The organism is Candidatus Hydrogenedentota bacterium, from assembly GCA_019695095.1.
Classification (GTDB): domain Bacteria; phylum Hydrogenedentota; class Hydrogenedentia; order Hydrogenedentales; family SLHB01; genus JAIBAQ01.
In genome coordinates this window covers 1-24072 of record JAIBAQ010000095.1, presented here as the reverse complement: position 1 = coordinate 24072, position 24072 = coordinate 1, and the positions used below count along the sequence as shown (strand labels likewise).

The following is a 24072-nucleotide window of genomic DNA, read 5'->3' as shown; positions in this document are numbered from 1 at the left end:
AAATAGTCTTTGAACATGACCGGCGAAACGGTGTCGTTGTGCAGAATGGCCTCCAGCTTCCGGCACCAACCGCAACTGGGAGCGCCAAACACAAGAAGAACCTTCTTGTCCGACTTTGTTGCGTGAGAAAGAGCAGTGTCCAACACCTGCTTCGACTCGACTGGCTTCGTCGCCCATTCGGTGAACGAAGCGTTGAGCTTTGCGGGATCATGACCATCCCCTGACTCGAATACTTCCGTTTGTTGCGTCGTGAGGATATTACCATCTGCGTCCAGCACTTCGAGATACGGCACACTCTTGGCGTCAGGAGCATACGTCTTTGCGACTTCGGAGTTACTTTGTGTATCCAGATGGACCACGACGTAGTTCTTGTTCAGAGTAGCGGACAGCGTAGCATCGCTCTGGCAAAGCTTGTGCAACTTCACGCACCAACCGCACCAGTTTCCACCGAACTGGATCAGCACACGTTTCGATTCCTTCTTGGCCTGGTCGATCGCGTGCATGATTTGCTTCAAGCCGTTGCCGCTTTCGTCATAGATGGGAGTCGACTCGGCCGCGAACGAGATTCCGGCAACACATACGGCACACGCCACCACGAACACTGCACCACGGACTACGGATTCAGACCTTCGCATGTCGTTTTCCTCCGTTGTTAGGTTGGCACATCGTCGAGGTAATGCAGAAAGGCGATGCCTTCGATCATCCAACTTTTGCACCGGCTATCCGCCGTCTGCTATAGTCTACGCGCTCGTGCCGGGGTGGCGAAACAGGCAGACGCGCCGGACTCAAAATCCGGTTCCCGCAAGGGAGTGGGGGTTCGATTCCCTTCCCCGGCACCATCTCTCACCTTCCCGCAATTCCTGTGACGCAGAATGTACGCATTAGCGTTTACACGGCTAACTTGAGCTATGCCTTTCGCAACTGGCTAAACGCCAGCGCTCCGAAGAAGAAGAGCGATTGAAGCAAGATGATGCTCGGGCCGCTCGGCAGATTCGCAAAATACGAGACGTATAATCCCACAATGGCCGTTGATATGCCGATGGCGATCGAAGCGAGTGTCATGCCTCGAAACGTCCGCGCTACAAGCCGCGCCGTTGCGGCAGGCAAGACAAGAAACGCCGCAATGAGTACCATGCCTACCAGTTTCATTGATACCACCACGACGACACCCATCGCGATATTCAGAGCGGTATCATGGACTGATACGGGCAGCCGGTCGGTACGCGCGAGGGTCCGATCGAACGTCGCATAGGCCAATGCGCTCCACCAGGGAACCGTTGCCAATGCCGCCGCCGCAATGCATCCTACTATCCAGAGGTCCACGTGCGTCACGGCGAGAATCGAACCGAACAAGTACGCAAAGGCATCTCCGGCATAGCCCTGTTTGAGCGCGAGAAAGACTACGCCAAGCGCCATGGATACGGAAAAAAAGACACCAATGGTCGTGTCTTCCGCAAGCGGCGCGCGCTCTTTAACCCAAATAATGCCGACGGCAACAAGAATCGTAAATGGCAAGGCCACGGCCAACGGTGGGAGGCCGAGCAATAGTCCCAGCGCCACTCCGCCGAACGCGGAATGTGCCAGGCCGCTTCCCAAAAAAGCCATGCGACGCTGGACAATAAACACGCCAAAATAGCTGGCAAGAAACCCAACCAGTACACCCGCAATCAGCGCGTGCTGCATAAAGGGTATCGAGAACGGCTCAAGCATTGTTCTTGCCCTTGTGGCTCGCCGCCTTGTGACCGGCGAAGCCAAAGACACGGAGGAGGCGCTCTTCTTGCGCAACCTCGGCAGCAGGGCCGTATCCCAGAAGTTGATGGTCGATGAGAAGCACATGGGAAGCGTGGGTCCGCGCACCCTCCCAATCGTGCGTGATCATGACGACCGTTGTGCCCTTCTCTCGCTGATAGTCTTCAAGAATGTGATACATCTCCATTTCGCCGACGAGATCCATACCTGCTCCAGGCTCATCGAGCACCATGAGCTTGGGGGAGCGCACAAGGCAGCGGGCAAGGTAGACGCGCTGCAACTCGCCACCCGACAACGTCGCGATGGAGTGGTCGGCCAAATGGTCTATCTTTGTTCGTTTCATGGCTTGAAGCGCGATTTCGCGCGACTGCTTGGGAATGCGCCATGGCCATCCCCGGCTCAGTCCGGTGAGCACGAGGTCCAGCGCCCTGGCCGGAAACGTCCTGTCGAGCATCTTTACTTGCGGAACGTAACCCAGCGACGTGGCAGGAAGCTCATTGGGCGGCGCGCCAAAAAGCCGTAGCGACCCATGAGTCGGCTCTTGCAGACCGACCAAGGTGTTCAGAAGCGTGGTCTTGCCCGAGCCATTGGGCCCAATTACGGCAATGAACGCGCCCTCGGGCGCCGAAAACGAAATGTCCTTCAACGCCTCGAAATTACCGTACTTGACGGTCAGACTCTCCACTGATATCGCGTCTGCACTCATTGCAGCATTTCTAACAGCGCATCGGTGTTGAATTCAATCAGTTCACGGTAGGTAGTGCGCCCCGGCACGCCCCCATACGGATCCAACATGCCGAGTTTGACGTCCGCCGTATCCGCTAGGACTTCCGCCGGACGGCTTGGAAGTTGGGGTTCCGAAAACACGGCCGTGACCCCTGCCGCACGAATGGTCTCGACGAGATTCATGATCTGCTGCGGCGAGGCCTCTTTGCCAGGCGACGGTTCCAGTACGCCCACGTTGCGTATGCCGTACCGCTTCAAATAGTAGTCCCATGAGGGATGAAAGGTAACGATCGCGCGCCCCTTGACCGGTTTCAACTTCTCAGATACACGTTGATCCAGTGTATCGAGTTCTTCAGCAAACCGTTTTGCATTTGCCCGATACAATTCGGCCCCTTCGGGGTCGAGTTCCGCGAGTTTGTCTGCAAGCTTAGGCAAAGTAGCCTTGACTACCGTAGGATCGGACCAGAAATGGGGGTCGAAGTCCCCATGTTCGTGGTCGTGTCCATCCTCCTCCACGTGAGTCCCCGAAAACACGATTCTCGCATCTGCTGGCACCCACTCAAATAGCCTGACCTTCATCCGGGCCGGCAAACGCGCTGCCCATCCATCCAGGGCATCATCCACGTAGAAGAGCGCCAAAGCAGAACCCACGGCACGCGCATCCGCAGGTGTGATTTCGTACGTATGGGCCGACACCCCCGGACTTAGCAGCGTCACAACCTCAGTCCTCGGAGATGCCAGTTCACGCAGCACAAGGGCTATGGGCGGGATAGTTGTTGCAAGGGTTGGATTTCCAGCCGGAGCCCCCCCGCACCCCAGCGTGAGAGGGAAGGCGGTCAGCAGAGCCAAAATAGCCGCGACACTTGCGATACGTGCTATGCTTTTGCGGGACATATGCTTGTGAGACTCGCTTGGTGGACCGCCCGTGAATTTGCTACAGTGGAGCGCAGAAGGTTTTGCTGCCAAATTCGCTTAATGATAACGCATTTTCGCTACGAACTACAAATATGAGGTAGCGCTTTGGAGCGGGATACATCGCAAAGACGGGCCATACGTCAGGTTTTTCGCGATAGCGGCCGCCCGTTGAGCCCCCAGGAAGTTCTTGAATTTGCCAGAGCGCATGCCCCCAATTTGGGCATTGCCACCGTGTATCGCTCCGTAAAGACTCTCATGGAGGACGGATGGCTGGTACCGGTCGAAATACCCGGAGAACCGCAGCGTTACGAAATTGCGGGCAAAGACCATCACCACCATTTCAGTTGTAGATCGTGTGGGCGCATGTACGATTTCGATGGATGCCCCTCGAATCTAGGTGGCTTGGTTCCTGCGGGCTTCCAGATGGAAGACCATGAGATCTTCTTATACGGACGATGTGCAGATTGCCTGGAAACCAAAGCCTGATTCACCCGTCCCGGATTCGCTTCCCGTTTACTGCCACAGGCACACCCGGCCATGAGCAAACTCGTATTCAAAATAGCAGGCATGGATTGCAGCGAAGAAGTCGCCGCACTCAAGCGCGAACTACGTCCGCTTGTCGATAGCGAGGAGTCTCTTTCCTTTGACCTGATCAACGGTCGACTTACGGTCGAATGCGACGGCGTGCGTTGCTCTTCCGAGGCCGTGCGCCAGGCGGTCCGATTGACGGGCATGAAGGCAGTCCCTTGGGAGGACCATGTCTCGGAAAACCGGCACGCCCCCCGTGGGTGGCGTGAGTCGTCAAGAGAGACACTCTGCGCCATCAGCGGTGTTTGCGCGATCGCGGGCCTGACATGTCACCTCCTGGTCCAGGAATGGCAGGTCTGGTTGCCCCTAACCCTTGGATTACTCCTGATTTCAACAATCGCCGGAGTGTGGTTCGTGCTTCCCAAAGCCTGGTACGCAGCGCGTACCCTTCGGCCCGATATGAACTTGCTCATGACGATTGCGGTGCTCGGCGCGGTCGCTCTCGGAGACTGGTTCGAAGCCGCAATTGTCAGTTTCCTGTTCTCCCTGGCCCTACTCCTTGAATCGTGGAGCGTGGGGCGCGCGCGTCGCGCCATCCGTGTTCTTATGGACTTGTCCCCCCAAAGGGCACGAGTCAGACAACAGGGAATTGAGATCGATCAATCACTTGAGATGCCCGTTGGCGACGTACCGCTTGAGTCAATCGTTCTGGTTTCGCCCGGTGAACGCATTCCATTGGACGGTGTCGTCGTCAAAGGAGAGACATCGGTCAATCAAGCCCCTATAACCGGCGAGTCCTCACCGTTATACAAAGCGCCCGGCGACGACGTGTTTGCAGGTTCCATCAACAACGAAGGAGCCATTGAGATTCAGACAACCAAGCGCGCAGAGGACACCAGTCTTGCGCGCATCATCCGAATGGTCGAAGAAGCCCAAGCGCGCCGCGCACCCGTTGAGAGATGGGTGGAGCAGTTTGCCCGATACTACACGCCCGCCATGCTGCTCGCGGCTCTTCTCGTCGCGTCATTGCCGACGGTCTTCTTCGAGGTTCCCGTTCGGCAATCCATCTATAACGCTTTGGTGATGCTTTTAATTGCCTGTCCCTGCGCCTTGGTCATATCGACTCCAGTTACTATCGTCGCGGGGCTCACGGCCGCCGCACGTGAAGGCGTACTCATCAAAGGTGGAGCCTATCTGGAAGCGCCCGCACGGGTAAACGCAGTCGCGTTGGATAAGACAGGAACGCTCACGCAAGGCCGGCCTGAAGTGCAGCAGATTGCACCTCTGAACAAGCATAGCGACATTCAAGTCCTGGCGATTGCGGCCTCAATAGAGAGTCTAAGTCAACATCCCATTGCACAGGCCATTGTCCGCCACGCCCGCAACGCGGGAGTCACAATCCAAGAGGCCCAAACCTACCAAGCCATTCCGGGAAAGGGGGCTGAGGCCATGGTCAATGGCCGTCGCTACTGGATCGGCAGCCATCGTCTCTTGCTGGAAATGGGGCACGACGATCCGGAGGCTACGCTTCAAGCCGAGAGGATGGAGGATGACGGCCACACCGTCGTGATGCTCGGTGCGGGCGATCACGTTTGCGGGCTGATTAGCGTGGCCGACTCGCCAAAACCGCATGCGCGGGACGCCATCGAGTCTCTGAAGCATGCTGGTGTTCGGCACGTTGCCATGCTCACGGGAGACAATGAAGGCACAGCCAAGGCCTTGGCCGAATCTGTGGGCGTTGACGAATACCACGCCGAACTTTTGCCCGAGGATAAGGTGACACGGATGCGCGAGTTGACGACGCGTTTCGGGTCTGCCGCAATGGTGGGCGACGGTGTAAACGATGCACCGGCAATGGCGGCATCCGCACTCGGTATCGCCATGGGAGCGGCAGGCAGCGACGCTGCCATTGAGACGGCAGACATCACCCTGATGTCCGATGATTTGAGCAAGCTGCCGTGGCTGTTCCGGCATTCGAAGAAAGTCTTGAGCATTGTGAAGCAGAATGTGGCACTTTCATTGGGCCTCAAGGCAGCCGTTTTTGTTTTGACCCTTGCAGGATGGGCAACGCTCTGGCTAGCCATCGTGGCCGACATGGGGGCCTCACTTCTGGTAATCTTCAACGGCCTTCGCCTTTTGCGCGACTCCGAATAGTGAAGTGAATTGTAACTAAGGCAACATGCTGGTTGACCCAAGGGAGTGTCAATAGCGGCGGGAAACAGGGACTGACACAAGCGCAGCGAAGCGCAGACGTGTCTGTCCCTGCTTTCCGCCCAAAGGGGGTTCCGAAAAGATGATTCCGTTCGTGGAACTGGGTTCCGAATACCGCGCCATTCAAGGGGAAATCGACGCCGCGGTAGCTCGTGTGTTCGCCTCGGCGTGGTTCATCCTCGGGAACGAAGTCCGCGCCTTTGAAGACGAATTTTCCGCGTACATCGGCACATCCCATTGCACGGGCGTGGCCTCGGGCACGGAGGCTATTCAACTTGCGCTAATGGCGTTCGAAGTCGGGCCTGGCGACGAAGTCATCATCCCCGCGAATACCTGTGTTCCCACGGTCTGTGGTGTGACATCCACGGGAGCGCGCCCCGTCTTGTGCGACATTGATGCGAGAACGTGTACGCTGGACCCGGCCAAGCTGGAACAAGCGATGACGCCTCGCGTGAAGGCCATTGTGCCAGTCCATCTGTACGGCCATCCTTGCGATATGGACCCCATCATGGCCTTTGCACGCAAGCACGACCTCGTCGTGGTTGAGGACTGCGCGCAGGCGCACGGCGCGATCTACCGAAACAGGAAATGCGGGGCAATTGGCGACGCCGCCGCGTTCAGTTTCTATCCCACGAAGAACCTGGGTGCTTACGGAGACGGGGGAGCAGTGACCTCATCAGATGCGCGCGTCGCGGAAGAGTTGCGGATGCTGCGCAACTACGGGGAGGAGCGGCGGTACCATCACACACGCAAGGGCATAAACAGCCGCTTGGATGAGATTCAGGCCGCGATCTTGCGAACGAAGCTGTCTTATCTCGATTCGTGGAATGCCTTGCGCCGTGAACGCGCCGACCGCTATCGAAAGGCGCTGGAAGGGACTGAGGTATCGACATTCCAGGAAGCCGATTGGGCAAGAACGGCCCATCACTTGTTCGTGGTAAGGTCTCCCCATAGGGATTTACTTCAAGAGCACCTCAAGAGTAAGAGCATTGGAACCCTCATCCACTACCCAATTCCCGTGCATATGCAAGGCGCGTTTCAGGAGCTCGGTTGGAAGGCAGGCGCATTTCCGGAGAGCGAACGTGCCTGCAACGAAGTTTTGTCACTCCCGCTCTATCCAATGATGCCGCTGGAAACTGTAGATACGGTCGCGGCAGCCATCCAGGACTTTCGGACATGAAGCACGACGAATACGCGATCATGTATCGCGTGGAAGACAGCCATTGGTGGTATCACGGTCTACGCGGCATGCTCTCGGAGCATTGGCAAAAGTACATGAAGTTCGATTCGCCGCGCATCCTCGATGCGGGATGCGGAACCGGCGCGGTATTGGAAATGTTTGCTACAAAGGCACAGACAGTTGGTATTGACTTTGCAAGTGAGGCACTTGAATTCTGCCGGCTCCGTGGATTGAGCCATTTGGGCCGCGCGTCTATCGCGGACTTACCATTCGCGGACGCGGCGTTCGACGCCGTCGTCTCATGCGACGTACTGTGCCATCAGTCCATCCCGAATAAACAAGCCACCCTGACAGAAATTGCTCGCACAGTGAAGCCTGGTGGCCTACTCTTCCTGAACCTGCCGGCCTACCAATGGCTGATGTCCTCGCATGACACGCACGTTCTCACCAACAAGCGTTTCTCACGTAGCGAAGTTGTGCGGATGCTGGACGTTGCCGGTTGCGATACGCTCCGCAGCACGTATTGGAACACATGTCTGTTTCCACCGGTGCTGCTAACGCGCCTCTGGCGGAAAATACGTCCGCTTCCCACATCCGATCTCGATGGAGCTTCTGGCGAAAGCCTCACGAGCATCTTTCGCACAGTCCTGAGCGTTGAACGCGCCTGCGCCCGCTTGATAGACCTTCCGTTCGGACTGTCGATATTCGTGGTCGCCCAAAAGCGAAACGCCTAATCCGCAATTTGCACCGGCCCGATTGAGCGCCGACGCAAATTGCGCACTTGCAAAACGTTGAGGTTATGCCATGAGGATTTCTCGCGAACACACTCTGCATTCGGAGAGTCGCTTTGGTTTTCGCCGCAAGTCTCGCAAACACGCCGGTTACGAGAGAGGTTCAAGTGTGTTCGTGAGAAATCCGGGCTAAGCGTACGGCGCGCTACTCTTCCCGCCGAAGACTTCCTTCAATGCCTCCACAAAGGCATGCTCGATGATCATGTGAACGTCTTCCACCTGCGCCATGCAGTTGGAAGGCGCATTGACGTGAATGTCGGACAAGTCCTTGAGTTTCCCGCCGCTGTAGCCGGTCATCCCGATGACTTTCATCCCCTTGGCGCGCGCCACCTTTGCGGCTTCCAGCACATTGGGGGAATTGCCACTGCCCGAAATCGCGATAAGCAGATCGCCGGGACGCCCAAGCGCCTCCAACTGCTTGGAGAACATCTGGGCATACTCGATGTCGTTGGCAAGCGCCGTCATTAGAGGCACACAGTCCGAAAGACCAATCGCGCGCAACGGACGGCACCCGGAAGCGTCTGCCGGGGCCTTCACGATGTCATTGATCATGTGGGAAGCCGTTGCCGCACTGCCGCCGTTGCCGCACGTATAGATAACCGCATCGCGGTCGTGAGCGTCTTTGATAGCCGCTATAATGGCGTCAAACGCCGAACGGTCAAACGCGGCCAATGCCTCGTTGAGGCCTTTCAGATAGGTATCGAAACTAATCATACGTAACTCCTGAGCTTCTTTGGAGATATTCGCACACTGAGGATCTCCTTTATACCCGATCAGGGGAGTCAATTGCACTTCGACCCTATTCGGCTTTTGACTTCATTCGTCTAGAGGAAGGCCTTGATTCGAGTTCCGGTCTATCGATTCACTCTGAAATTATGCATATATAGGAGATGGACTTGCAGTAATGTAATACAGATGCAACAAATAGCGTATTGACAAGTCGTGTATTGTGTGTCAGACTTGGCTTCGAATTCTTGGGGGGGGCTAGCATTCCAAGCAGACGGGCAAGAGCTTGGAATTGCACAGTGTAGTGAGTAGGGCCGCTTAGCCGCAATGACCGCACGGTACATCTAGAACATTTCTCTTTGTGCGTCAAGAATCGGACTCATTTAGACAAAGGAGGAATGTAGGATGTTGCGATTCGTGGGCTTTTTGGGATTTCTGATTGTTCTTGTTTCGTTCTCCAATTGCTGCGCTGAAGTAGTCGCACAACCTGCCGATGCACGTGATGCAGCAACGTCTCTCAAGATTGCCCAAGCTGCCCATCCCGTTAATTTCGTGTCGCAAATTACGTCCGGACGCGCCTTTACGTCCGCCGGCGAGGAGATCCAGCAACCGTTACTGGAAATTGCGCAATTAGCGTCAAAATACGCGGGGCTTAGTGAGCCCCAGTTACTGGCCTTGCCCAACATCGCAAGCAAACAGGAGCGCAACGACGGCGGATTCCTTCGAGTTCATTATCGAGACGAAGCCGGGCTCGTAACGGAGATCGACTTTAGCCGACGTGAGAAACATGTGAATTGGATCAAAATCACTCGACCGGACGAAAGCGGGGTGAGCGTAAGCTTGTCGTATATGGAAAATCCGGCGCGGACTGCAATTCACGCAGGTTATGTCGCAAGACCCGGCGGAAAAGGCGCTCTGGAGTTTGAATTTGACCCTGCAACGAACCAACCTCGCTGGGCAATACCGTGTGTTGGCGCAAAAGGAAATGCTCTAGTCCAGGGCAGGTTTCTGGCGTGGGATCCCTCGGGAAACCAAATCCTGACGCATGACTTTGCAGAGGGCACACGTATAGATGCTGCAATGCAAGAGATCTTCGCATCAGCAACTACCGGGCAACTCGACGCGCTTGGTCTCTCCACAAAGGAGCGGCTTCTCAACAGCCCTGCATTCCGCCAGGCTACATTCAGCCTGAAGCATAGCATGAACATTTTGGCAGGATGGCCTGATAATATCCTTGACGCTGGCCCGGATAATCTTGCAGCAGCACTTCATGGCGACACCGTAGAGCGCGTGGATGCCGGCAAGTCGATCCTATACCGAGTCTTGAAAGAGTCCCAGGGTGACGAGTCTGGCGACGAGGCGACTCCTAAGGGGGACGAAGACTGGCACGTCTACTACGATAAAGAGACGGGCGAACTGCAACGAGCAACGCGGCAAAGTGGATTATCCCTTTTCTTCGACAATGTTGAAGGCCGTTCCAGATTCGTTGGCGGATTGAATGAAGTCCGTGATGAACTAGAGGAAGGTGGCGGGATTAAGAAGTACTGGATTGTCGGCTTCTATCCCGGAAAAGTCGCGCCCCGGATCGCCGTCTTCGCATCGGGGGACTCTATCGACAAATTGCTCGCGAATGGAAAGGTACACCTGTGGGACCCAGCGGGAGATTCCCTCGTTGATAAAGACATTGACAAACCCGTGACAATTGCCACAGTTGTAGCCGAAATAGATTCGATGCTTTCCGCGGAACAGAAGGCATCCATCAACTGGCGCGGCGCCAAGGAGTCCGATTATCTGCTCGGCGAATTTTAGGGTTGCGCGAGATCGACCTCCACGAATTAACTGAAGGAGTCTAGTAGCGAGTTCCCTTATCGTCCTTTTGATCCGCCGCCAACGCGCCGTTACCATGTGTTTACTCTGGATAGAGGGAGGGAAACCGGTGCGCGATACGTTGTTCAAGAAGTTGGCGGACGGGTCTGCGGTTGGGGGAGTCATCGGCCTGGGGTATGTTGGCCTTCCTCTCGTGCAGCATTTGTGCGCCGTAGGCTATCGGGTCATCGGCTTTGACGTGGACGACGCCAAAGTCCAGCAGTTGTCAGAAGGCCACAGCTACATTCGGCACATCCCGTCGGAATGGATTGCCGATGTCGTAGGTCGAAGACGTTTTGATCCTACGGCTGACTTCAATCGCTTATCCGAACCGGATTGCATCAGCATTTGTGTACCAACGCCGCTTGACAAGAACCGCGAGCCGGATCTGCAATACGTGCGCGCCACTGCCGAGGATTTATCCCGGACCCTTCGCCCCGGGCAGCTAATTGTTCTCGAGAGCACAACCTACCCCGGAACCACCACCGAACTCGTCTTGCCGATTCTGGAGTCGAGTGGGCTGGAGGTAGGGAAGGACTTCTTCTTGGCCTTTTCTCCCGAGCGGGAGGACCCGGGCAACCCGCGATTCACCATAAGCAACATTCCTAAAGTCGTGGGCGGAGTAACAGACACGTGCTCGGAAGTCGCGGCCCAGTATTACAGCCGGATCTTTCAGCGAATCGTACCCGTCACCACGCCGGAGGCCGCGGAACTCTGCAAACTACTAGAGAACATCTTTCGCAGCGTAAATATCGCTCTCGTCAATGAACTAAAGATTCTCTGCGACCGGATGGGCATCGACATTTGGGAAGTCATCGACGCCGCGGCCACAAAACCTTTTGGCTACATGCCCTTTTATCCGGGGCCGGGCCTTGGCGGTCATTGCATCCCCATCGATCCCTATTACCTGAGCTGGCGCGCGCGGGAATTCGATTTCGTCACTCGTTTCATCGAACTTTCCGGAGAGATCAACACGTCGATGCCGATGTACGTGGTCACGCGCACGATGGAGGCGCTCAATGATCGCGGCAAACCCATGCGGGGAGCGAGAATTCTGGTATTGGGCGCGGCATACAAAAAGGACATCGACGATATTCGTGAGTCGCCCTCGGTCAAGCTCATCCAACTACTGCAGGAGCGAGGCGCAGAGGTCGACTACAACGACCCGTACGTACCTAGGATTTCCCCCGGCAGACATCATAGTCTCGAATTGGAGTCCGTAGATCTCTCGGCGGAAACGCTGGCCAAGTACGATTGCGTGCTGATTTCCACGGCGCACACGGCGTATGACCCCGCATTTATCGTCGCAAACGCACGCCTTCTGGTCGACACACGAAACATGACCCGAGGGATAGACTGCCCGCCGGGCGTCGTCGTGAAGGCCTAAATCGAGAGGCACGAGGAAATTGACAACCTATCTTGTGACAGGCGGGGCGGGATTCATCGGTTCCAATCTTGTCGAATACCTCTCAGAGGCCGGTGTCCGGGTCCGAGTGCTCGACAATTGCTCGACGGGTAAGCTCGAAAACCTGGCGTCGATGTCTGGCAAGTACGAGTTCGTCAAGGGTGACATCCGCAATCCGGATACATGCAGACAGGCAGTTGAAGGCGTGGACTTCGTACTTCACCACGCCGCCGTACCCTCTGTGCCACGGTCGGTATCGGACCCTCTCGTGTCGCACGAGGCCAACGCCACCGGAACGCTTAACTTGCTTGTAGCCGCGCGCGAGTCCAAAGTCCGCAGGTTCATCAACATTAGTTCCAGCAGCGTATACGGCAATCAGCCCGGCGGCAGCCGGTGCGAGTCCATGATGCTCTCCCCGCTTTCCCCCTATGCCGCCTCGAAGGCGGCCGCCGAGCATTATGTCCGTGCCTTCAGCGAATGCTACGGCCTTGAGGCTGTCAGTCTGAGGTATTTCAATGTGTTCGGCCCGCGTCAAGATCCCAATTCGCAATACAGCGCCGTCATACCACTATTCATCTCGGCGGTAATGAGGGGGGAACCGCCCACGATTCACGGCGATGGTCAACAATCGCGTGACTTCACCTACGTCGAAAACAACGTACGCGCGTGCGTGCTCGCCGCCACGGCCTCAATCGCCGCGCGGGGGCAGGTCTACAACATTGCCTGCGGCGAGTCTACCAGCGTGCTGAGTCTGGCCACCGCCATCATTGAGGCCCTCGACAGCAAGGTACAACCGCGCTTTGTGGCTGCGCGCGTGGGGGACGTGCGCACCTCCTGCGCCGATATTTGGCGGGCCCGGGAAGATCTGGGGTATGAGGTCCGTGTTCCGTTTCGAGAAGGATTGGCCAAGACCGTCGCCTGGTACGCCAAGTTCCCCTGATCCAACGTATCCCGTCATCTGATTTCTTCCCCATTTTCGCAAGACTCTGGTATACTCATATTGTCCTGCTGAATTCGTGATCCGTAGTAATTCTGTGTGCAAGCCCGGTTCGAGCACGGCGACCGGCTACTTCCTCGCGCGCTGAATCGGACTCGGTGTGCCTCCTTCTGGAAGAGGTGGAAAATGCCAAGAGAAACGGACACATTCAAGACAACCTTCGACGTGATGGATCAGTACATCCAAAAGTGCCGTGACTTCATGGATGATTGGCTGCTCTTCAATCAAATCTTGAGCGGCTATGCGTCTACAGGAATCAACAAGCCGCAGTATGAATCCCAATTCCTCAAAGTAAAGAGTAAGCTGGCCCGCGAACACGGCGTCTTGAAAGACCGGTTAGGCCCCGACTTCCGCTTTTCGCAGGATGTTCTGGACGTGGTCTTCAGCTCGACCACCCTGGAAGCGGTCTACGCACAGTCAGAAGTTGCGCTGAAGAAGCTGCAATCCAACTGGCATCGCGCCTTCATATCCATCAACGAAACGCTGGGCGCATTGGAGGAGAAGCGGCGTCGCGCCGAGGCCGGCGAACGGGTAACCGTGGGTGGAATCACGTTTCACATCCGGAAATCGAAGCCGATTCCCAAACGCAAGATCGCCCTCGGTTCCGCTGCCGTCATGGGCGTTGCCACTATCGCATTCACGGTCTACTTCATGCGCGCCTTTCTGGGCTTCTGGGCTCCAGCAGCGGGAGAAGGCATTAATGTCACGGAGAATATGACCGATGAACAGAAAGTCCAGACTCTCCTCGCTGTCATGAAGGAAGCGGTTGAGTCAGAAGATATCGACCGAATCATGACGGCCATCTCCGATAAGTACTCCGACGAGGGAGGACGTGGCAAGACGGAAACGCGCGTATTTCTGCAGGGGTTCAAGACTGCGGGGCAGATGAAGGGCCTACGCTATGCTCTCGACAACTCGCAAGTGACAATCGAAGGCGATACCGGGATCGTTCGAGGGATTGACCTCATTGCGGAGACAGGCACGACTACCATTGCTCTCGCTATTGCGCGCGAGGGCGACAAATGGATGGTGACATCGATTGGCGGCTTGTAACCGCGCCCTCAACGATCCTACGCGATGACGCCCTTAACAAGGTTGCCGTGCACGTCCGTCAGCCGGAAATCGCGCCCTTGGAAGCGATACGTCAGTTTCTCGTGATCGACGCCCATACGATTCAGGATCGTCGCATTGAGATCGTGAATGTGTACGGGGTCCTTGACGATGTTGTACCCAAAATCGTCTGTTTCCCCATAGGTGATTCCCGTCTTCATCCCACCTCCGGCGAGCAACATCGTGAAACAGCGGCCATGATGATCGCGGCCGTAATTGTCGGCCGTGAGATCGCCCTGGCAATACACCGTTCGTCCGAACTCGCCACCCCACACCACCAGCGTATCGTCGAGCATACCCCGTTGCTTCAGATCCAGAATCAATCCGGCCGTAGCCTGATCCGTGTCCTTGCAGTTCAGCGTTAGATCTTTGGGCAGATTGTTGTGCTGATCCCAATCGCGGTGATAAAGCTGAATGAACCGCACATCGCGTTCGGCCAATCGCCGCGCCATAAGACAATTGAAGGCGTATGTGCCGGGCTTCCGCGCGTCTTCTCCGTACAATGCGAATGTGCTCTCAGGCTCGTTGGAGATGTCCGACAACTCCGGAACCGAGGTTTGCATGCGGTAGGCCATTTCGTATTGAGCAATACGCGTATTGATCTCGGGATCGGCAAACGAATCCAATTGGATTCTGTTGAGCTTTGCCAACGCATCGAGTTCACGACGGCGCGCCTCTTTGCTCACTCCGGGCGGATTGCTGAGATACAGCACAGGATCGGTACCGGATCTGAACTTGACGCCCTGATACTCAGACGGCAGAAACCCGTTGCCCCAGAGCCGGTCAAAGAGCGCTTGCGCCCCACGATTCGGGTCGGATATCGACATCATCACCACGAATGCAGGGAGATCCTTGTTCATGTCGCCAAGGCCATAGCTGAGCCATGACCCCAAGCTGGGACGGCCCGGCAGTTGACTCCCCGTCTGAATATAGGTGATGGCCGGGTCGTGATTGATGGCTTCCGTGTTCACGGTCTTGATGACACAGAACTCGTCGGCAATGGACGCCATATGCGGAATCAGGTCACTCATCCACGAGCCGCTCTGCCCGCGCTGGGCAAACTTGAACATACTCGAAACCACCGGGAAATGCTTCTGCCCCGAGGTCATCGTCGTGAGTCGCTGCCCCATGCGAATGGAATCAGGCAAATCCGTTCCGTGTACGCCTTGAAGCCCTGGCTTAAAGTCGAATAGATCCAATTGCGACGGCCCACCCGACATAAACAGGTAGATGATCCGCTTGGCGCGCGGCGCAAAGTGGGGGACGCCCGCCAATCCATGACCCTGCGAGGCCGTCTCGGCAAATGCTTGCGGAGCGAGCATCGATCCCAGTGCCGCCGTTCCAATGCCAACACTGCACAATCCGAAGAAACGTCGCCGTGTAAGCAGCAGGTCCTTCTCTTGAATCGGGTCCATCTATCACACCCTCGGCAATTGAGTTTCGTCAGGTCTTCGAAATCGTCTCGTCAAGATTCAATATCGTCGTGGCAACACTGGTCCATGCGGCAAGTTCGCACGGGTCCAGAGCGGTGTCGTATCCAGATTCTCCAATCGCCACATAGTTCAGTGCGTCCTCGGGCTTGGTCCGGTATTCGGTCAACTGCTGGTCAAGCACGTCCGAAAGAATCTGCGTCTCCTCGGGACGTGGCTTGCGGGATACTGCCAACTCAAATCCACGCGCGATCTTGGCGGCGGTATCGCCGTCGCTTCCCATCATGCGTTCCGCCAACGCCCGCGCCGCCTCCACAAACTGCGGATCGTTCAGCAAGGCCAGCGCCTGCAACGGCGTGTTGGTCCGCGGCCTGCGAGCCGTACACACCTCGCGGCTGGGCGCATCAAAGACAAGCATGGATGGGGGAGGAGCCTGGCGCTTCCAGAACGTGTACATGCTCCGCCGGTAGAGCTTGTCGCCGTAGTCCTGAACGAACCGTTGCGCGGTGAATTCGCCGCCATACGCTACATCTTCCCAGACTCCCTTCGGCTGGTAAGGTTTCACGCTCGGCCCGCCCACTCGCGCAACAAGCAATCCACTAATTGCCAGCGCGTTGTCGCGTATCTGCTCGGCTTCCATCCGGAAGCGAGGGCCACGCGCCAGCAGGCGATTCTCCGGGTCCTTCTCCAGCAACTCCGGTGTAGCCGCCGAGGACTGCATGTACGTCGCGGACGTCACGATTAGCCGCTGCATCGCCTTCACGTCCCACCCCGTCCGAACAAATTCCGTCGCCAGCCAATCCATCAACTCGGGGTGGCTGGGCCACTCGCCTTGCACACCAAAGTCTTCAATCGTCTTCACGATTCCGGTGCCAAAATAATGCATCCAATAGCGGTTCACCGTGACACGCGACGTCAGCGGATGCTCGGGCATCGTCAGCCACTTGGCATATCCAAGCCGGTTCCGCGGCGCATCGGCCGGGAACGGAATCAAAGCCCCTGGAGTCTCCGGTTCCACTTTCTCGCCCGGCTGGTCATACGCGCCACGATTCAACACGAAGGTCTCGCGCGGCTTCTCTAGCTCTTCCATCACCATGACCGACGGCACTTCCTTCTCCACCGCCGCAATCTGCTCGCGCAATGCGCCCACCCCCGCGTTCATCTCTCGCCAGTCTGCTGAGTTCTTCTCGCGATAGAAGTCGCGCAATCGCGCAATCTGCCGTGGCGACCGCTGCTCGGAAGCTACACCCAGGATCGCCCGAATCTCCAGCGGCATCGAACCGACTTGTTCTTCGGCCTTCCGGAAATAGAACGCGTAGGCGTTGCCGTAGTTCACAACCTTCATCAGGATTCGATTTTCGCCTGGTTCCAGCGCAACCGAGATTACATTCTGATCGGGTTCTACAGGCCTTTGGACGTTTTGGTCTAGAACCACTTTGTCATTGACCCAGAGCTTCAGGGCGTCATTGCTGCCAAGGGCCAAGCGCATCTGGCGGGCACTCGGGGACTTCACGACGCGATAGAGGTACGTCGCCGCCACGTCTCCAGGAAGATTCTGCAGTGCGCCGTCCGCCAAGTCAGGACGAACCACCCACTTCAGGCGGTGGTCTTCGTAGGTCGCGTTCAAATCGACGCCGCTTTCAGGTCCATAGGCCGTATCGTACGCCGTTTTCCCATCAGGCGCGACGAAGGGACCGTTCATATACCACGGACCGATTTCTGACGGCGCCATGGACGCGTCGCGCGTCGCGGACACCGCGAAGCGGCCGAGCGTATGGTTCTTCTCCGGAGATTCGAACTTCAACCGGAATCGGATCTGGGTCCCGCCTTCAAAACCAAACGGCGTCGCCGGTACGAACACGGCGCTGGACAACTCAGGCGTCTCCGTAGCTGCCGGAGTCCAGCCAGTCTCCGGGTTTCCATCAAGCACTTTCGCTATGTCGTTCCCTGATGCGGAAGACGTCGCATCCACGGCGACAAATGCGAGCTTCTGTGAAGTCTGAGGAGAACTGCTGGAAGCGATTTCCGCTTCGACTTCAGTCAACCGGAAGGTCCCGTCTTCGGCGCGCCCCGACAGCCCTTTGGGCAGGGCCGTATCAGGAATCGCATCGAGCCGCAGCGCCGTGATGCCCATCGCGTCCGTCTCAACCAGGAATTCGTACGTATCCTTCTCCGGACACGTTCCATCCACAAATACGGAATGATCCTCGCGAACGGTAAGCGTCGCGCCGCCGGTCGATTTCGGCTCTTTGGGCGCAAGCGGTATCCAACTTTCCCGGGTCGCCGCACCCTCCTGCTGGTCCCATGCCGCCTGCGCCGTATCCAGCGCCTCATTGGGCGCGTCCATCCGCTCCTGAATACGCTTCACGGCGTCATTTAACTCAGCAAGCCGCGCGCTCTGCTCCGGCAACGGCGCCTTGATCAACGGGGCCGAATTCCCGTCCCGCCCATCACTGCCTTGCTCCGGAATCGAACTGAAAAACGCGGAGAGCTGGTAGAACTCCTTCTGCGTAAGCGGATCGAACTTGTGGTCGTGACACTGTGTACAGTTCACCGTCAACCCCAACCACACCGTGCTTGTTGTGTTCACGCGATCGTTGACGTATTGAATGCGGTACTCCTCGGGGATGATGCCGCCTTCGAAACTAATCATGTGGTTGCGATTGAAGCCAGTCGCGATCTTCTGTTCCAGCGTGGCATCAGGGAGGAGATCCCCAGCCAACTGATCAACCGTAAACTCGTCAAACGGCATGTTGCGATTAAACGAATCGATTACCCAGTCCCGCCATCGCCACATGTACCGCTCATTGTCGATGTGATATCCGTTCGTGTCGGCATATCGTGCGAGGTCCAGCCACATGCGCGCCATGTTCTCGCCGTAATGCGGACTCGCCAACAGACTGTCGACAACCTTCTCGTACGCGTCAGGACTGGAGTCATTCAAAAAAGCCTCGACTTGTTCCGGGGTGGGAGGGAGGCCGGTGAGGTCTAGCGAAACGCGACGAATGAGCGTTTCCTTGGCAGCCTGAGGAGACGGCTTAAGCCCTTCCTTCTCGAGACGCGTCAGAATGAAATTGTCGATGGGGTTCCGTGGCCAGTCACTCAATGCGACTTCAGGCACATCGGGACGCACCGGAGATTTGAAGGCCCAATGCTTGTCATACACGGCCCCTTGATCAATCCACTTCCCAAGCAGCTCAATTTGTTCCGGCGTCAACGTGCGGTTCGAGTTCGCGGGCGGCATCTGCTCGTCCGGATCCGGGCACGTGATGCGCTTCCACAGCTCGCTCTTATCGCGTGACCCGGGCACAAGTGCCGGTTCGTGACCCTCACGTTTTTCCAGGGCGGCTTTTCCGTCGTCCAGACGCAACCCGGCTTTGCGCTGATGCACGTCAGGACCATGGCACGCAAAGCAGTTGTTCGAAAGGATGTGGCGAATTTCTTTGTTGAAATCGATACGATCCTTCGGGTCAACCGCAGGGAGCACGGCAGTTGGCTCAGAAGGTGTCGGATCGGCAGAAGACGGGGTGAGAGGGACATCGGCGTTCAAGGTGGAGAGTAGCTGAAGGGCCTGTTCATACAGGGCCAGGGAGTCAGGAGCACCGCGCTCTTTAGCGACTGCTTCTAATTTCTTGCTGAGTTCGGGTAATTCCGCTTGAAGAGCCTCCAACTCGGCCTTGGATGCCTCCAATTGCTTGGCCAACTCGTCCTGCTGCTGTTTCAGCGTCTCGGCCCGCTTCGTCTTCGTATCCAGATCCGCCTGCAGCGAGGTCACATCAGGTGCGGGTGCATTCTTGAGTTGCTCAATGCGCCCACGGAGCTTGTCTTCCAGGCTCTTCCGAGCTTGAGGGTCAGATTTCAGCGTATCCAGCAGCTTCAGGAGTTCATCCGCTGGCTGCGCTGCTTCGCCCGCAGCCGCAGTGGGGGGAGACTCCTCCGCGCGCAACAGCGCAGAAGGAGCCACAAACGTCCCTAACAGGACACAGAGGATCGCCCGCAAGACAGAGTTCGCCATAGACCGATGAACACCTCCGTACCTATATTCCCAAACCCCACCCGGCCACGTCAAGGCGAAAGTGACCAAAATAAGTCAGGATTCGCAAGTTTCAGGGCGCGGCAGTAAGGGTATTTCGGAACAAGTACCGTGCCCTTTTCAGGCGTGAGTCCAGGACTACCCCTGGTCTGCTAGCCATGCCATTGAGAAGCGAGCAAAGCGAATCCACTCGCGGCGGTGCTTTTCGCCGCCTTCAAAGAGGATACCGATATCGCCGTCCGGCAGCCTGACCATCGTCGAGTAAGACGATGGACCGGGATGCAACAGGCGTTTGACAGGCCACGTCTTTCCTTCGTCAAAACTCGCGCGCACCGTCATCTTCGTTCGCTCCAGAATCCCATAACACTCTCCCGAATTGTCGGGATTGGCAAAAAGCAGCGCGTTCTTTCCGTCCTTCTCGTCACATCCATACCGAATTAGACTGGCCTCGCACGGGCATTCCTTGAGCGCCCGGTCCCAGTAGAACCGGGACCACGTTTCTCCGCCGTTTTCGCTGATGGCCACGCCCCTGCAACTCATTCCCATATTGCCGCGCACGTTCAACATGAGTGACCCATCTCTCAATTCAACGGCCTGAGACTCATCGGAAAACTGGGGGACAGGGGCCCCAAGGGTCCAGTTCTGGCCATGATCATCGCTATAAAGCACCCGTGAGTAGAAATTCTCTTCCAGGACCTCGTCGGGTGTGCCAGCGTACCCGGGGATGACCAGGCGCCCGCTTTGCATCTGTATGCCAACCCCCGGACCTGGAACAAAGGAGTCATTGTAGTTCGCAATCCGATCTCCGATGTCCATGGGCTCTGACCAGGTTTGGCCGTTGTCCTGACTCAACAGAAGAAAATGCTGATTCCGATTGGGTCCAATCTTGTTGGCCTTCATACAGGCCAAGAGAACCGTGTTCGTGGCTCGATCAACGACGGCACACGGATTCATGAGCGCCTCGTTCCCTATGCCATGAACCAATACCTGAGTTGGAAGCCAGGAGCGGCCCCCATCGACACTCCGCCGAAGCACCATGTCCGTGGGACTTGCGTCATCCTGCGACTCTTTCCGCGCTTCACAGAACGCGAGCAGTGTGCCATCCGGGGCAAGGAGCATGGAGGGGATGCGGTAGGTATTCACCCCTTCGCTGCCTGCAACGAACACATCCACGATTTCGGGCACTCCGGGCTGCCGCACCACAGGATTCCCCGAAGTCACCCTGAATCCAATGTCGCTGCGCGCCATTAGGGGTTCCTCGTGGTATCGCCGGGACGACCGGCACTGGCCACCTATCGTGATCCAACTCCCTCCGCGAAGCACGCGATGACTCGCAATCGCGGGTCCGGCTGGGTCAGTAGCAGGTCCGCCGAAGTAGAAACTGTGCCAGTCCTGGCACCATTCGGAGACATTTCCACTCATGTCGCAAAGACCCCAAGGATTCGGCGGCTTTTGCCCCACCGAGCGTGGGCACTTCAGTTCGGTGTTGGCGGCGTTCCCTCTCCACCATGCATGGCCATCAATCGCGTCATAAGTCGGGTCGTCGCCCCAGTAGAACCGTGTCGTGGTGCCTGCGCGGCAGGCGTACTCCCATTCCGCTTCCGTAGGCAACCGGAAATTCACGCCGGCAACCTTAGTCAAGGCTTCAGCAAAAGCCGCTGCGCTGGACCAATCAACGTAATTCGCCGGTGTCTTCAGGTCTTCCCCGGCGGATGGGCGGCCTTCCCACGGAGCCGTTCCCATGACAGCCTTCCACTGTTCCTTCGTTACCTCGAACTTCCCCATCCAATACCCCGAAGACAGCGTCACGGGGTGTTGCGGCGTCTCTTTATTCGGATACGCGTCCTGCTCGCCGTCTCGTTGCCCCATCAAAAACGTTCCCGCGGGAATCCAGACCAATTCGAGGGAAACGCCGCCCGGCAACTTAATCGTCGTATGCTCACCCGGATTGGCTCCAGTTGCGGGTTTGAGTGGAGGGGTGTCAGCCGGTGTTTGCGAAAGCGCTCGGGTCGCCAACATGAGAACAGATAAACCGACTGTGAACCCGCGTACAGTTCGCTTGACTTGAAACATTGCTACACTCCCTTTTTACGGCAATTCAGATACCATAGGTGGAAAACCCGCCGGGAACAAATCGCGTCTTCCACTGGATTTGTGCCACCCCTTTTCGGTAGCGTGTTTACGTGTTTCGGGACGCACGGTCCCGAGTTATTTTCAAAGGGGTTTACAATCAGATGAACACGATTTGGCGGCGGGCGACGGTTATTGGTCTGGCATTGGCATTGATGGTCAGCGTGATTTCCTTTGCGGATGCACCGGAAGGCTTCACATCCTTGTTCAACGGCAAAGACCTAACGGGCTGGAAAGGTGATTCTCGCTTGTGGTCGGTGAAGGACGGGGTCATCGTCGGCAACACGGAAAACGTCAAGCTGTCGCACAACAGCTTTCTCATGACCGAGAAGAAGTACTCGGACTTCGTGTTGCGGGTGAAGGTGAAGCTCCGCAACCACAACAGCGGTGTCCAATTCCGGAGCGAAGCCCTGGACGATTACGCGGCGAAGGGGTACCAAGCGGACGTGGCGGAGGCGACCTATTTCGGCATGCTGTACGAAGAACAGGGCCGCGGCATTCTGCCCTACTGGAATGCGCTTTCGGACCAGGAACGCGCGGATATCTTCAATGCATCCAAGAAGGGCGAATGGAACGAATACGAGATTACCTGCAATGGCGATCACGTGAAGATGGTTCTCAACGGCAAAGTCACCCTGGATTTCGACGATCCCGAAGGCGCTAAGGAAGGAATCATCGGTCTGCAACTTCACGCCGGACCCGGTATGCAAGTAGAGTTCAAGGACATCTACATTAAAGACCTTGCGCCAAAGAAGGATGAGAAGAAGTAGAGATTTCCTTGGAGTTCAAGGACTCCGAGAGTAGATTGTATTTTGAGGAGAGGGCAGCCGAGGAAGAAGGTTGCCCTCTCTCCTTTCCAGATACTGCGTGCAGGCTTCAGATTCGCGCGAGCACCGGGTCATTCACCCGGCGCATATTCTCTTCAATTGCCTTACTGAGCCGATTCTGGATATCCCTGCAACGGGCATCGCCGATCAAATTACGCCGCTCAAGCGGATCGCTCTTCAAGTGATAGAGTTCGTCTTTGCCCTCTGTGCGGAAGTCGCGCGTCAGTTTCCACTCCGCCGTGCGATACGTACGCATGTCCGCTTCGCGATAGTGATGCTGGCTGTACTCCGCATACAGGTCGTCGTCCCAACGAATCGATGTCCCGCGCAGCAGGGGAGAGAAGTCGCGTCCACGCAGAATCGCCGACTCATCATACGAGACTCCGCACAACGCGAGCAGCGTCTTGTACCAATCGAGATTCGTTGTCGTGCGGGCCATGCGCCGCGCCGAGGGTAGACCTTGCTTCCACCGGATAAGCGTCGGCACGCGCAATGAATTGTCAAACATGTTCGAACGCGTCAGGCGTGGATCGCCCCCGGGAATCCCTTTCACGGCGTTCGTAATCCACGAACCATTCCCCTTATGGATAACGCCGTGATGGCCGATGTTGTACCCGTTGTCACCGGTAAAGACCACGATGGTGTTGTCAGCCACTCCTGAACGTTCCAACTCCGCAAGCAACAGCCCAACGTTCCGATCGACCGTCGTGATATTCACCATGTAATCGTGCATGGACTTCTTCACGCGCTCCGTGTCGAGATCGGGAAAGTCCGGCTCAGGCACTGGAGTCTCTTTCCCCGCGTAGGCTTCTGCGTCCTTCTCGTTGTACGGCGTCCAGGGCGCATGGGGATTGCGAAAATGCACGGAAAGCAGGAACGGCTGTGTAGCGCGTGCGTTACGCAGGTAGTCCAACGCCAACTGTGCAAGGATATCGTCGGCCAGGCCTTCAACTTCCTTCACGACACCATCGATTTCCAGCTTCGGATTCTGCGGGGTCACGCCACCCTCGCGGAACCCCGAGAAGTGACGGTACCCAAAGTGACTTGGATGAAACTTGTCCAGCGTTCCAAGATGCCATTTCCCGATGAGGCACGTGTCGTACCCATTTGTTGAGAGGTCGCGGACCCACGTCGGCAAGTTTGGATCGAGCCCTAATTGGGACTCGTCACGCGTGTATTCTCTGCCCTTTGGAGAAATCCAATCGGTGACTCCCACTTCGGTGCCGTAGCGACTGGAAATCACGCTGGCGCGCGAAGGGGAACAGACAGGCGTGACGACAAAACTGTTCGTGAGCATTACGCTCTCGGTGGAGAGGCGATCGAGGTTTGGAGTATGCGCGTACGTATTGCCGTAACACCCGAGCGACCACGGCGCCTGATCGTCTGTGTACACGAAGAGGAAATTGGGACGAGCGTGGAGCGCGCCGCCATCGGCGAACGACACGCTC

At 56.9% G+C, this 24072-nt stretch carries 18 protein-coding genes and 1 tRNA gene; 10 read left to right on the top strand and 9 right to left on the bottom strand.

The window, feature by feature from the left end; all coding sequences use genetic code 11:
* The coding region (locus tag K1Y02_15830) for a thioredoxin family protein (GenBank protein ID MBX7257831.1) at positions 1-635 on the bottom strand (635 nt) is incomplete at its 3' end.
* 117 nt (positions 636-752) lie between these two features.
* Here K1Y02_15830 and K1Y02_15825 point away from each other — a divergent pair.
* Positions 753-839: transfer RNA gene (locus K1Y02_15825), tRNA-Leu, on the top strand.
* Between the two features lie 67 nt (positions 840-906).
* On the opposite strand, the gene K1Y02_15820 is transcribed toward K1Y02_15825, so the two are convergent.
* Genes K1Y02_15820 through K1Y02_15810 form a run of 3 tightly spaced genes read right to left on the bottom strand, consistent with a single transcriptional unit; the run spans position 907 to position 3369 of the window.
* Complete coding sequence (locus K1Y02_15820; protein MBX7257830.1) at positions 907-1710, bottom strand: metal ABC transporter permease; 804 nt, start codon at positions 1708-1710, stop codon at positions 907-909.
* The gene (locus tag K1Y02_15815; protein MBX7257829.1) at positions 1703-2455 is read right to left on the bottom strand and encodes a metal ABC transporter ATP-binding protein; all 753 of its coding nucleotides are present in this window, start codon (positions 2453-2455) and stop codon (positions 1703-1705) included. Before K1Y02_15815 ends, K1Y02_15820 begins: the two co-directional genes overlap by 8 nt.
* Complete coding sequence (locus K1Y02_15810) at positions 2452-3369, bottom strand: metal ABC transporter substrate-binding protein (protein MBX7257828.1); 918 nt, start codon at positions 3367-3369, stop codon at positions 2452-2454. Before K1Y02_15810 ends, K1Y02_15815 begins: the two co-directional genes overlap by 4 nt.
* A 126-nt stretch (positions 3370-3495) precedes the next feature.
* Between K1Y02_15810 and K1Y02_15805 the strand changes: the two genes are divergently transcribed.
* The 4 genes from K1Y02_15805 to K1Y02_15790 all read left to right on the top strand — a co-directional run bounded on the left by K1Y02_15805 (position 3496) and on the right by K1Y02_15790 (position 8043).
* Entirely contained in the window at positions 3496-3876 is a 381-nt protein-coding gene (locus K1Y02_15805; protein ID MBX7257827.1) for a transcriptional repressor, read from the top strand.
* A 51-nt stretch (positions 3877-3927) separates the two neighbouring features.
* Positions 3928-6072 (top strand): cadmium-translocating P-type ATPase, encoded by a 2145-nt coding sequence (cadA, locus tag K1Y02_15800; protein MBX7257826.1) that lies wholly within the window; start codon positions 3928-3930, stop codon positions 6070-6072.
* Between the two features lie 139 nt (positions 6073-6211).
* Entirely contained in the window at positions 6212-7309 is a 1098-nt protein-coding gene (locus tag K1Y02_15795; protein MBX7257825.1) for a DegT/DnrJ/EryC1/StrS family aminotransferase, read from the top strand.
* Positions 7306-8043, top strand: coding sequence for a class I SAM-dependent methyltransferase (locus K1Y02_15790; GenBank protein MBX7257824.1), 738 nt, complete (start codon positions 7306-7308; stop codon positions 8041-8043). Before K1Y02_15795 ends, K1Y02_15790 begins: the two co-directional genes overlap by 4 nt.
* A gap of 186 nt (positions 8044-8229) precedes the next feature.
* Here the strand turns inward: K1Y02_15790 and K1Y02_15785 are convergent, their stop codons facing one another.
* On the bottom strand, positions 8230-8811 hold the full coding sequence (locus K1Y02_15785) for an SIS domain-containing protein (protein ID MBX7257823.1): 582 nt from the start codon (positions 8809-8811) through the stop codon (positions 8230-8232).
* A 420-nt stretch (positions 8812-9231) separates the two neighbouring features.
* Here K1Y02_15785 and K1Y02_15780 point away from each other — a divergent pair, with 420 nt between their 5' ends.
* The 4 genes from K1Y02_15780 to K1Y02_15765 all read left to right on the top strand — a co-directional run bounded on the left by K1Y02_15780 (position 9232) and on the right by K1Y02_15765 (position 14147).
* Positions 9232-10635 carry a hypothetical protein gene (locus tag K1Y02_15780; GenBank protein ID MBX7257822.1) on the top strand — a complete coding sequence of 468 codons (1404 nt, stop codon included), beginning with the start codon at positions 9232-9234 and terminating at the stop codon, positions 10633-10635.
* A 94-nt stretch (positions 10636-10729) separates the two neighbouring features.
* Complete coding sequence (locus tag K1Y02_15775) at positions 10730-12079, top strand: nucleotide sugar dehydrogenase (GenBank protein MBX7257821.1); 1350 nt, start codon at positions 10730-10732, stop codon at positions 12077-12079.
* A gap of 19 nt (positions 12080-12098) precedes the next feature.
* Positions 12099-13037, top strand: coding sequence for an SDR family oxidoreductase (locus K1Y02_15770; protein MBX7257820.1), 939 nt, complete (start codon positions 12099-12101; stop codon positions 13035-13037).
* Positions 13038-13220: 183 nt separating this feature from the next.
* Positions 13221-14147, top strand: coding sequence for a nuclear transport factor 2 family protein (locus K1Y02_15765; GenBank protein ID MBX7257819.1), 927 nt, complete (start codon positions 13221-13223; stop codon positions 14145-14147).
* A gap of 17 nt (positions 14148-14164) precedes the next feature.
* Here K1Y02_15765 and K1Y02_15760 read toward each other — a convergent pair whose 3' ends face one another.
* The 3 genes from K1Y02_15760 to K1Y02_15750 form a co-directional block, all read right to left on the bottom strand.
* A complete protein-coding gene (locus K1Y02_15760) occupies positions 14165-15619 on the bottom strand; it encodes a DUF1501 domain-containing protein (protein MBX7257818.1) in 1455 nt (484 codons plus the stop codon).
* Between the two features lie 28 nt (positions 15620-15647).
* On the bottom strand, positions 15648-19649 hold the full coding sequence (locus K1Y02_15755) for a DUF1553 domain-containing protein (protein ID MBX7257817.1): 4002 nt from the start codon (positions 19647-19649) through the stop codon (positions 15648-15650).
* 156 nt (positions 19650-19805) lie between these two features.
* A complete protein-coding gene (locus K1Y02_15750) occupies positions 19806-21740 on the bottom strand; it encodes an SUMF1/EgtB/PvdO family nonheme iron enzyme (GenBank protein MBX7257816.1) in 1935 nt (644 codons plus the stop codon).
* Between the two features lie 161 nt (positions 21741-21901).
* Between K1Y02_15750 and K1Y02_15745 the strand changes: the two genes are divergently transcribed.
* The gene (locus K1Y02_15745) at positions 21902-22567 is read left to right on the top strand and encodes a DUF1080 domain-containing protein (GenBank protein ID MBX7257815.1); all 666 of its coding nucleotides are present in this window, start codon (positions 21902-21904) and stop codon (positions 22565-22567) included.
* Between the two features lie 106 nt (positions 22568-22673).
* Here the strand turns inward: K1Y02_15745 and K1Y02_15740 are convergent.
* The coding region (locus K1Y02_15740; GenBank protein MBX7257814.1) for a sulfatase-like hydrolase/transferase at positions 22674-24072 on the bottom strand (1399 nt) is incomplete at its 5' end.

Coding starts and splice junctions, on each gene's coding strand:
- K1Y02_15820 (MBX7257830.1), bottom strand. CDS start 1,710: ATGCTTGAGCCGTTCTCGATACCCTTTATGCAGCACGCGCTGATTGCG.
- K1Y02_15815 (MBX7257829.1), bottom strand. CDS start 2,455: ATGAGTGCAGACGCGATATCAGTGGAGAGTCTGACCGTCAAGTACGGT.
- K1Y02_15810 (MBX7257828.1), bottom strand. CDS start 3,369: ATGTCCCGCAAAAGCATAGCACGTATCGCAAGTGTCGCGGCTATTTTG.
- cadA (MBX7257826.1), top strand. CDS start 3,928: ATGAGCAAACTCGTATTCAAAATAGCAGGCATGGATTGCAGCGAAGAA.
- K1Y02_15795 (MBX7257825.1), top strand. CDS start 6,212: ATGATTCCGTTCGTGGAACTGGGTTCCGAATACCGCGCCATTCAAGGG.
- K1Y02_15790 (MBX7257824.1), top strand. CDS start 7,306: ATGAAGCACGACGAATACGCGATCATGTATCGCGTGGAAGACAGCCAT.
- K1Y02_15780 (MBX7257822.1), top strand. CDS start 9,232: ATGTTGCGATTCGTGGGCTTTTTGGGATTTCTGATTGTTCTTGTTTCG.
- K1Y02_15775 (MBX7257821.1), top strand. CDS start 10,730: ATGTGTTTACTCTGGATAGAGGGAGGGAAACCGGTGCGCGATACGTTG.
- K1Y02_15765 (MBX7257819.1), top strand. CDS start 13,221: ATGCCAAGAGAAACGGACACATTCAAGACAACCTTCGACGTGATGGAT.
- K1Y02_15760 (MBX7257818.1), bottom strand. CDS start 15,619: ATGGACCCGATTCAAGAGAAGGACCTGCTGCTTACACGGCGACGTTTC.
- K1Y02_15755 (MBX7257817.1), bottom strand. CDS start 19,649: ATGGCGAACTCTGTCTTGCGGGCGATCCTCTGTGTCCTGTTAGGGACG.
- K1Y02_15750 (MBX7257816.1), bottom strand. CDS start 21,740: ATGTTTCAAGTCAAGCGAACTGTACGCGGGTTCACAGTCGGTTTATCT.
- K1Y02_15745 (MBX7257815.1), top strand. CDS start 21,902: ATGAACACGATTTGGCGGCGGGCGACGGTTATTGGTCTGGCATTGGCA.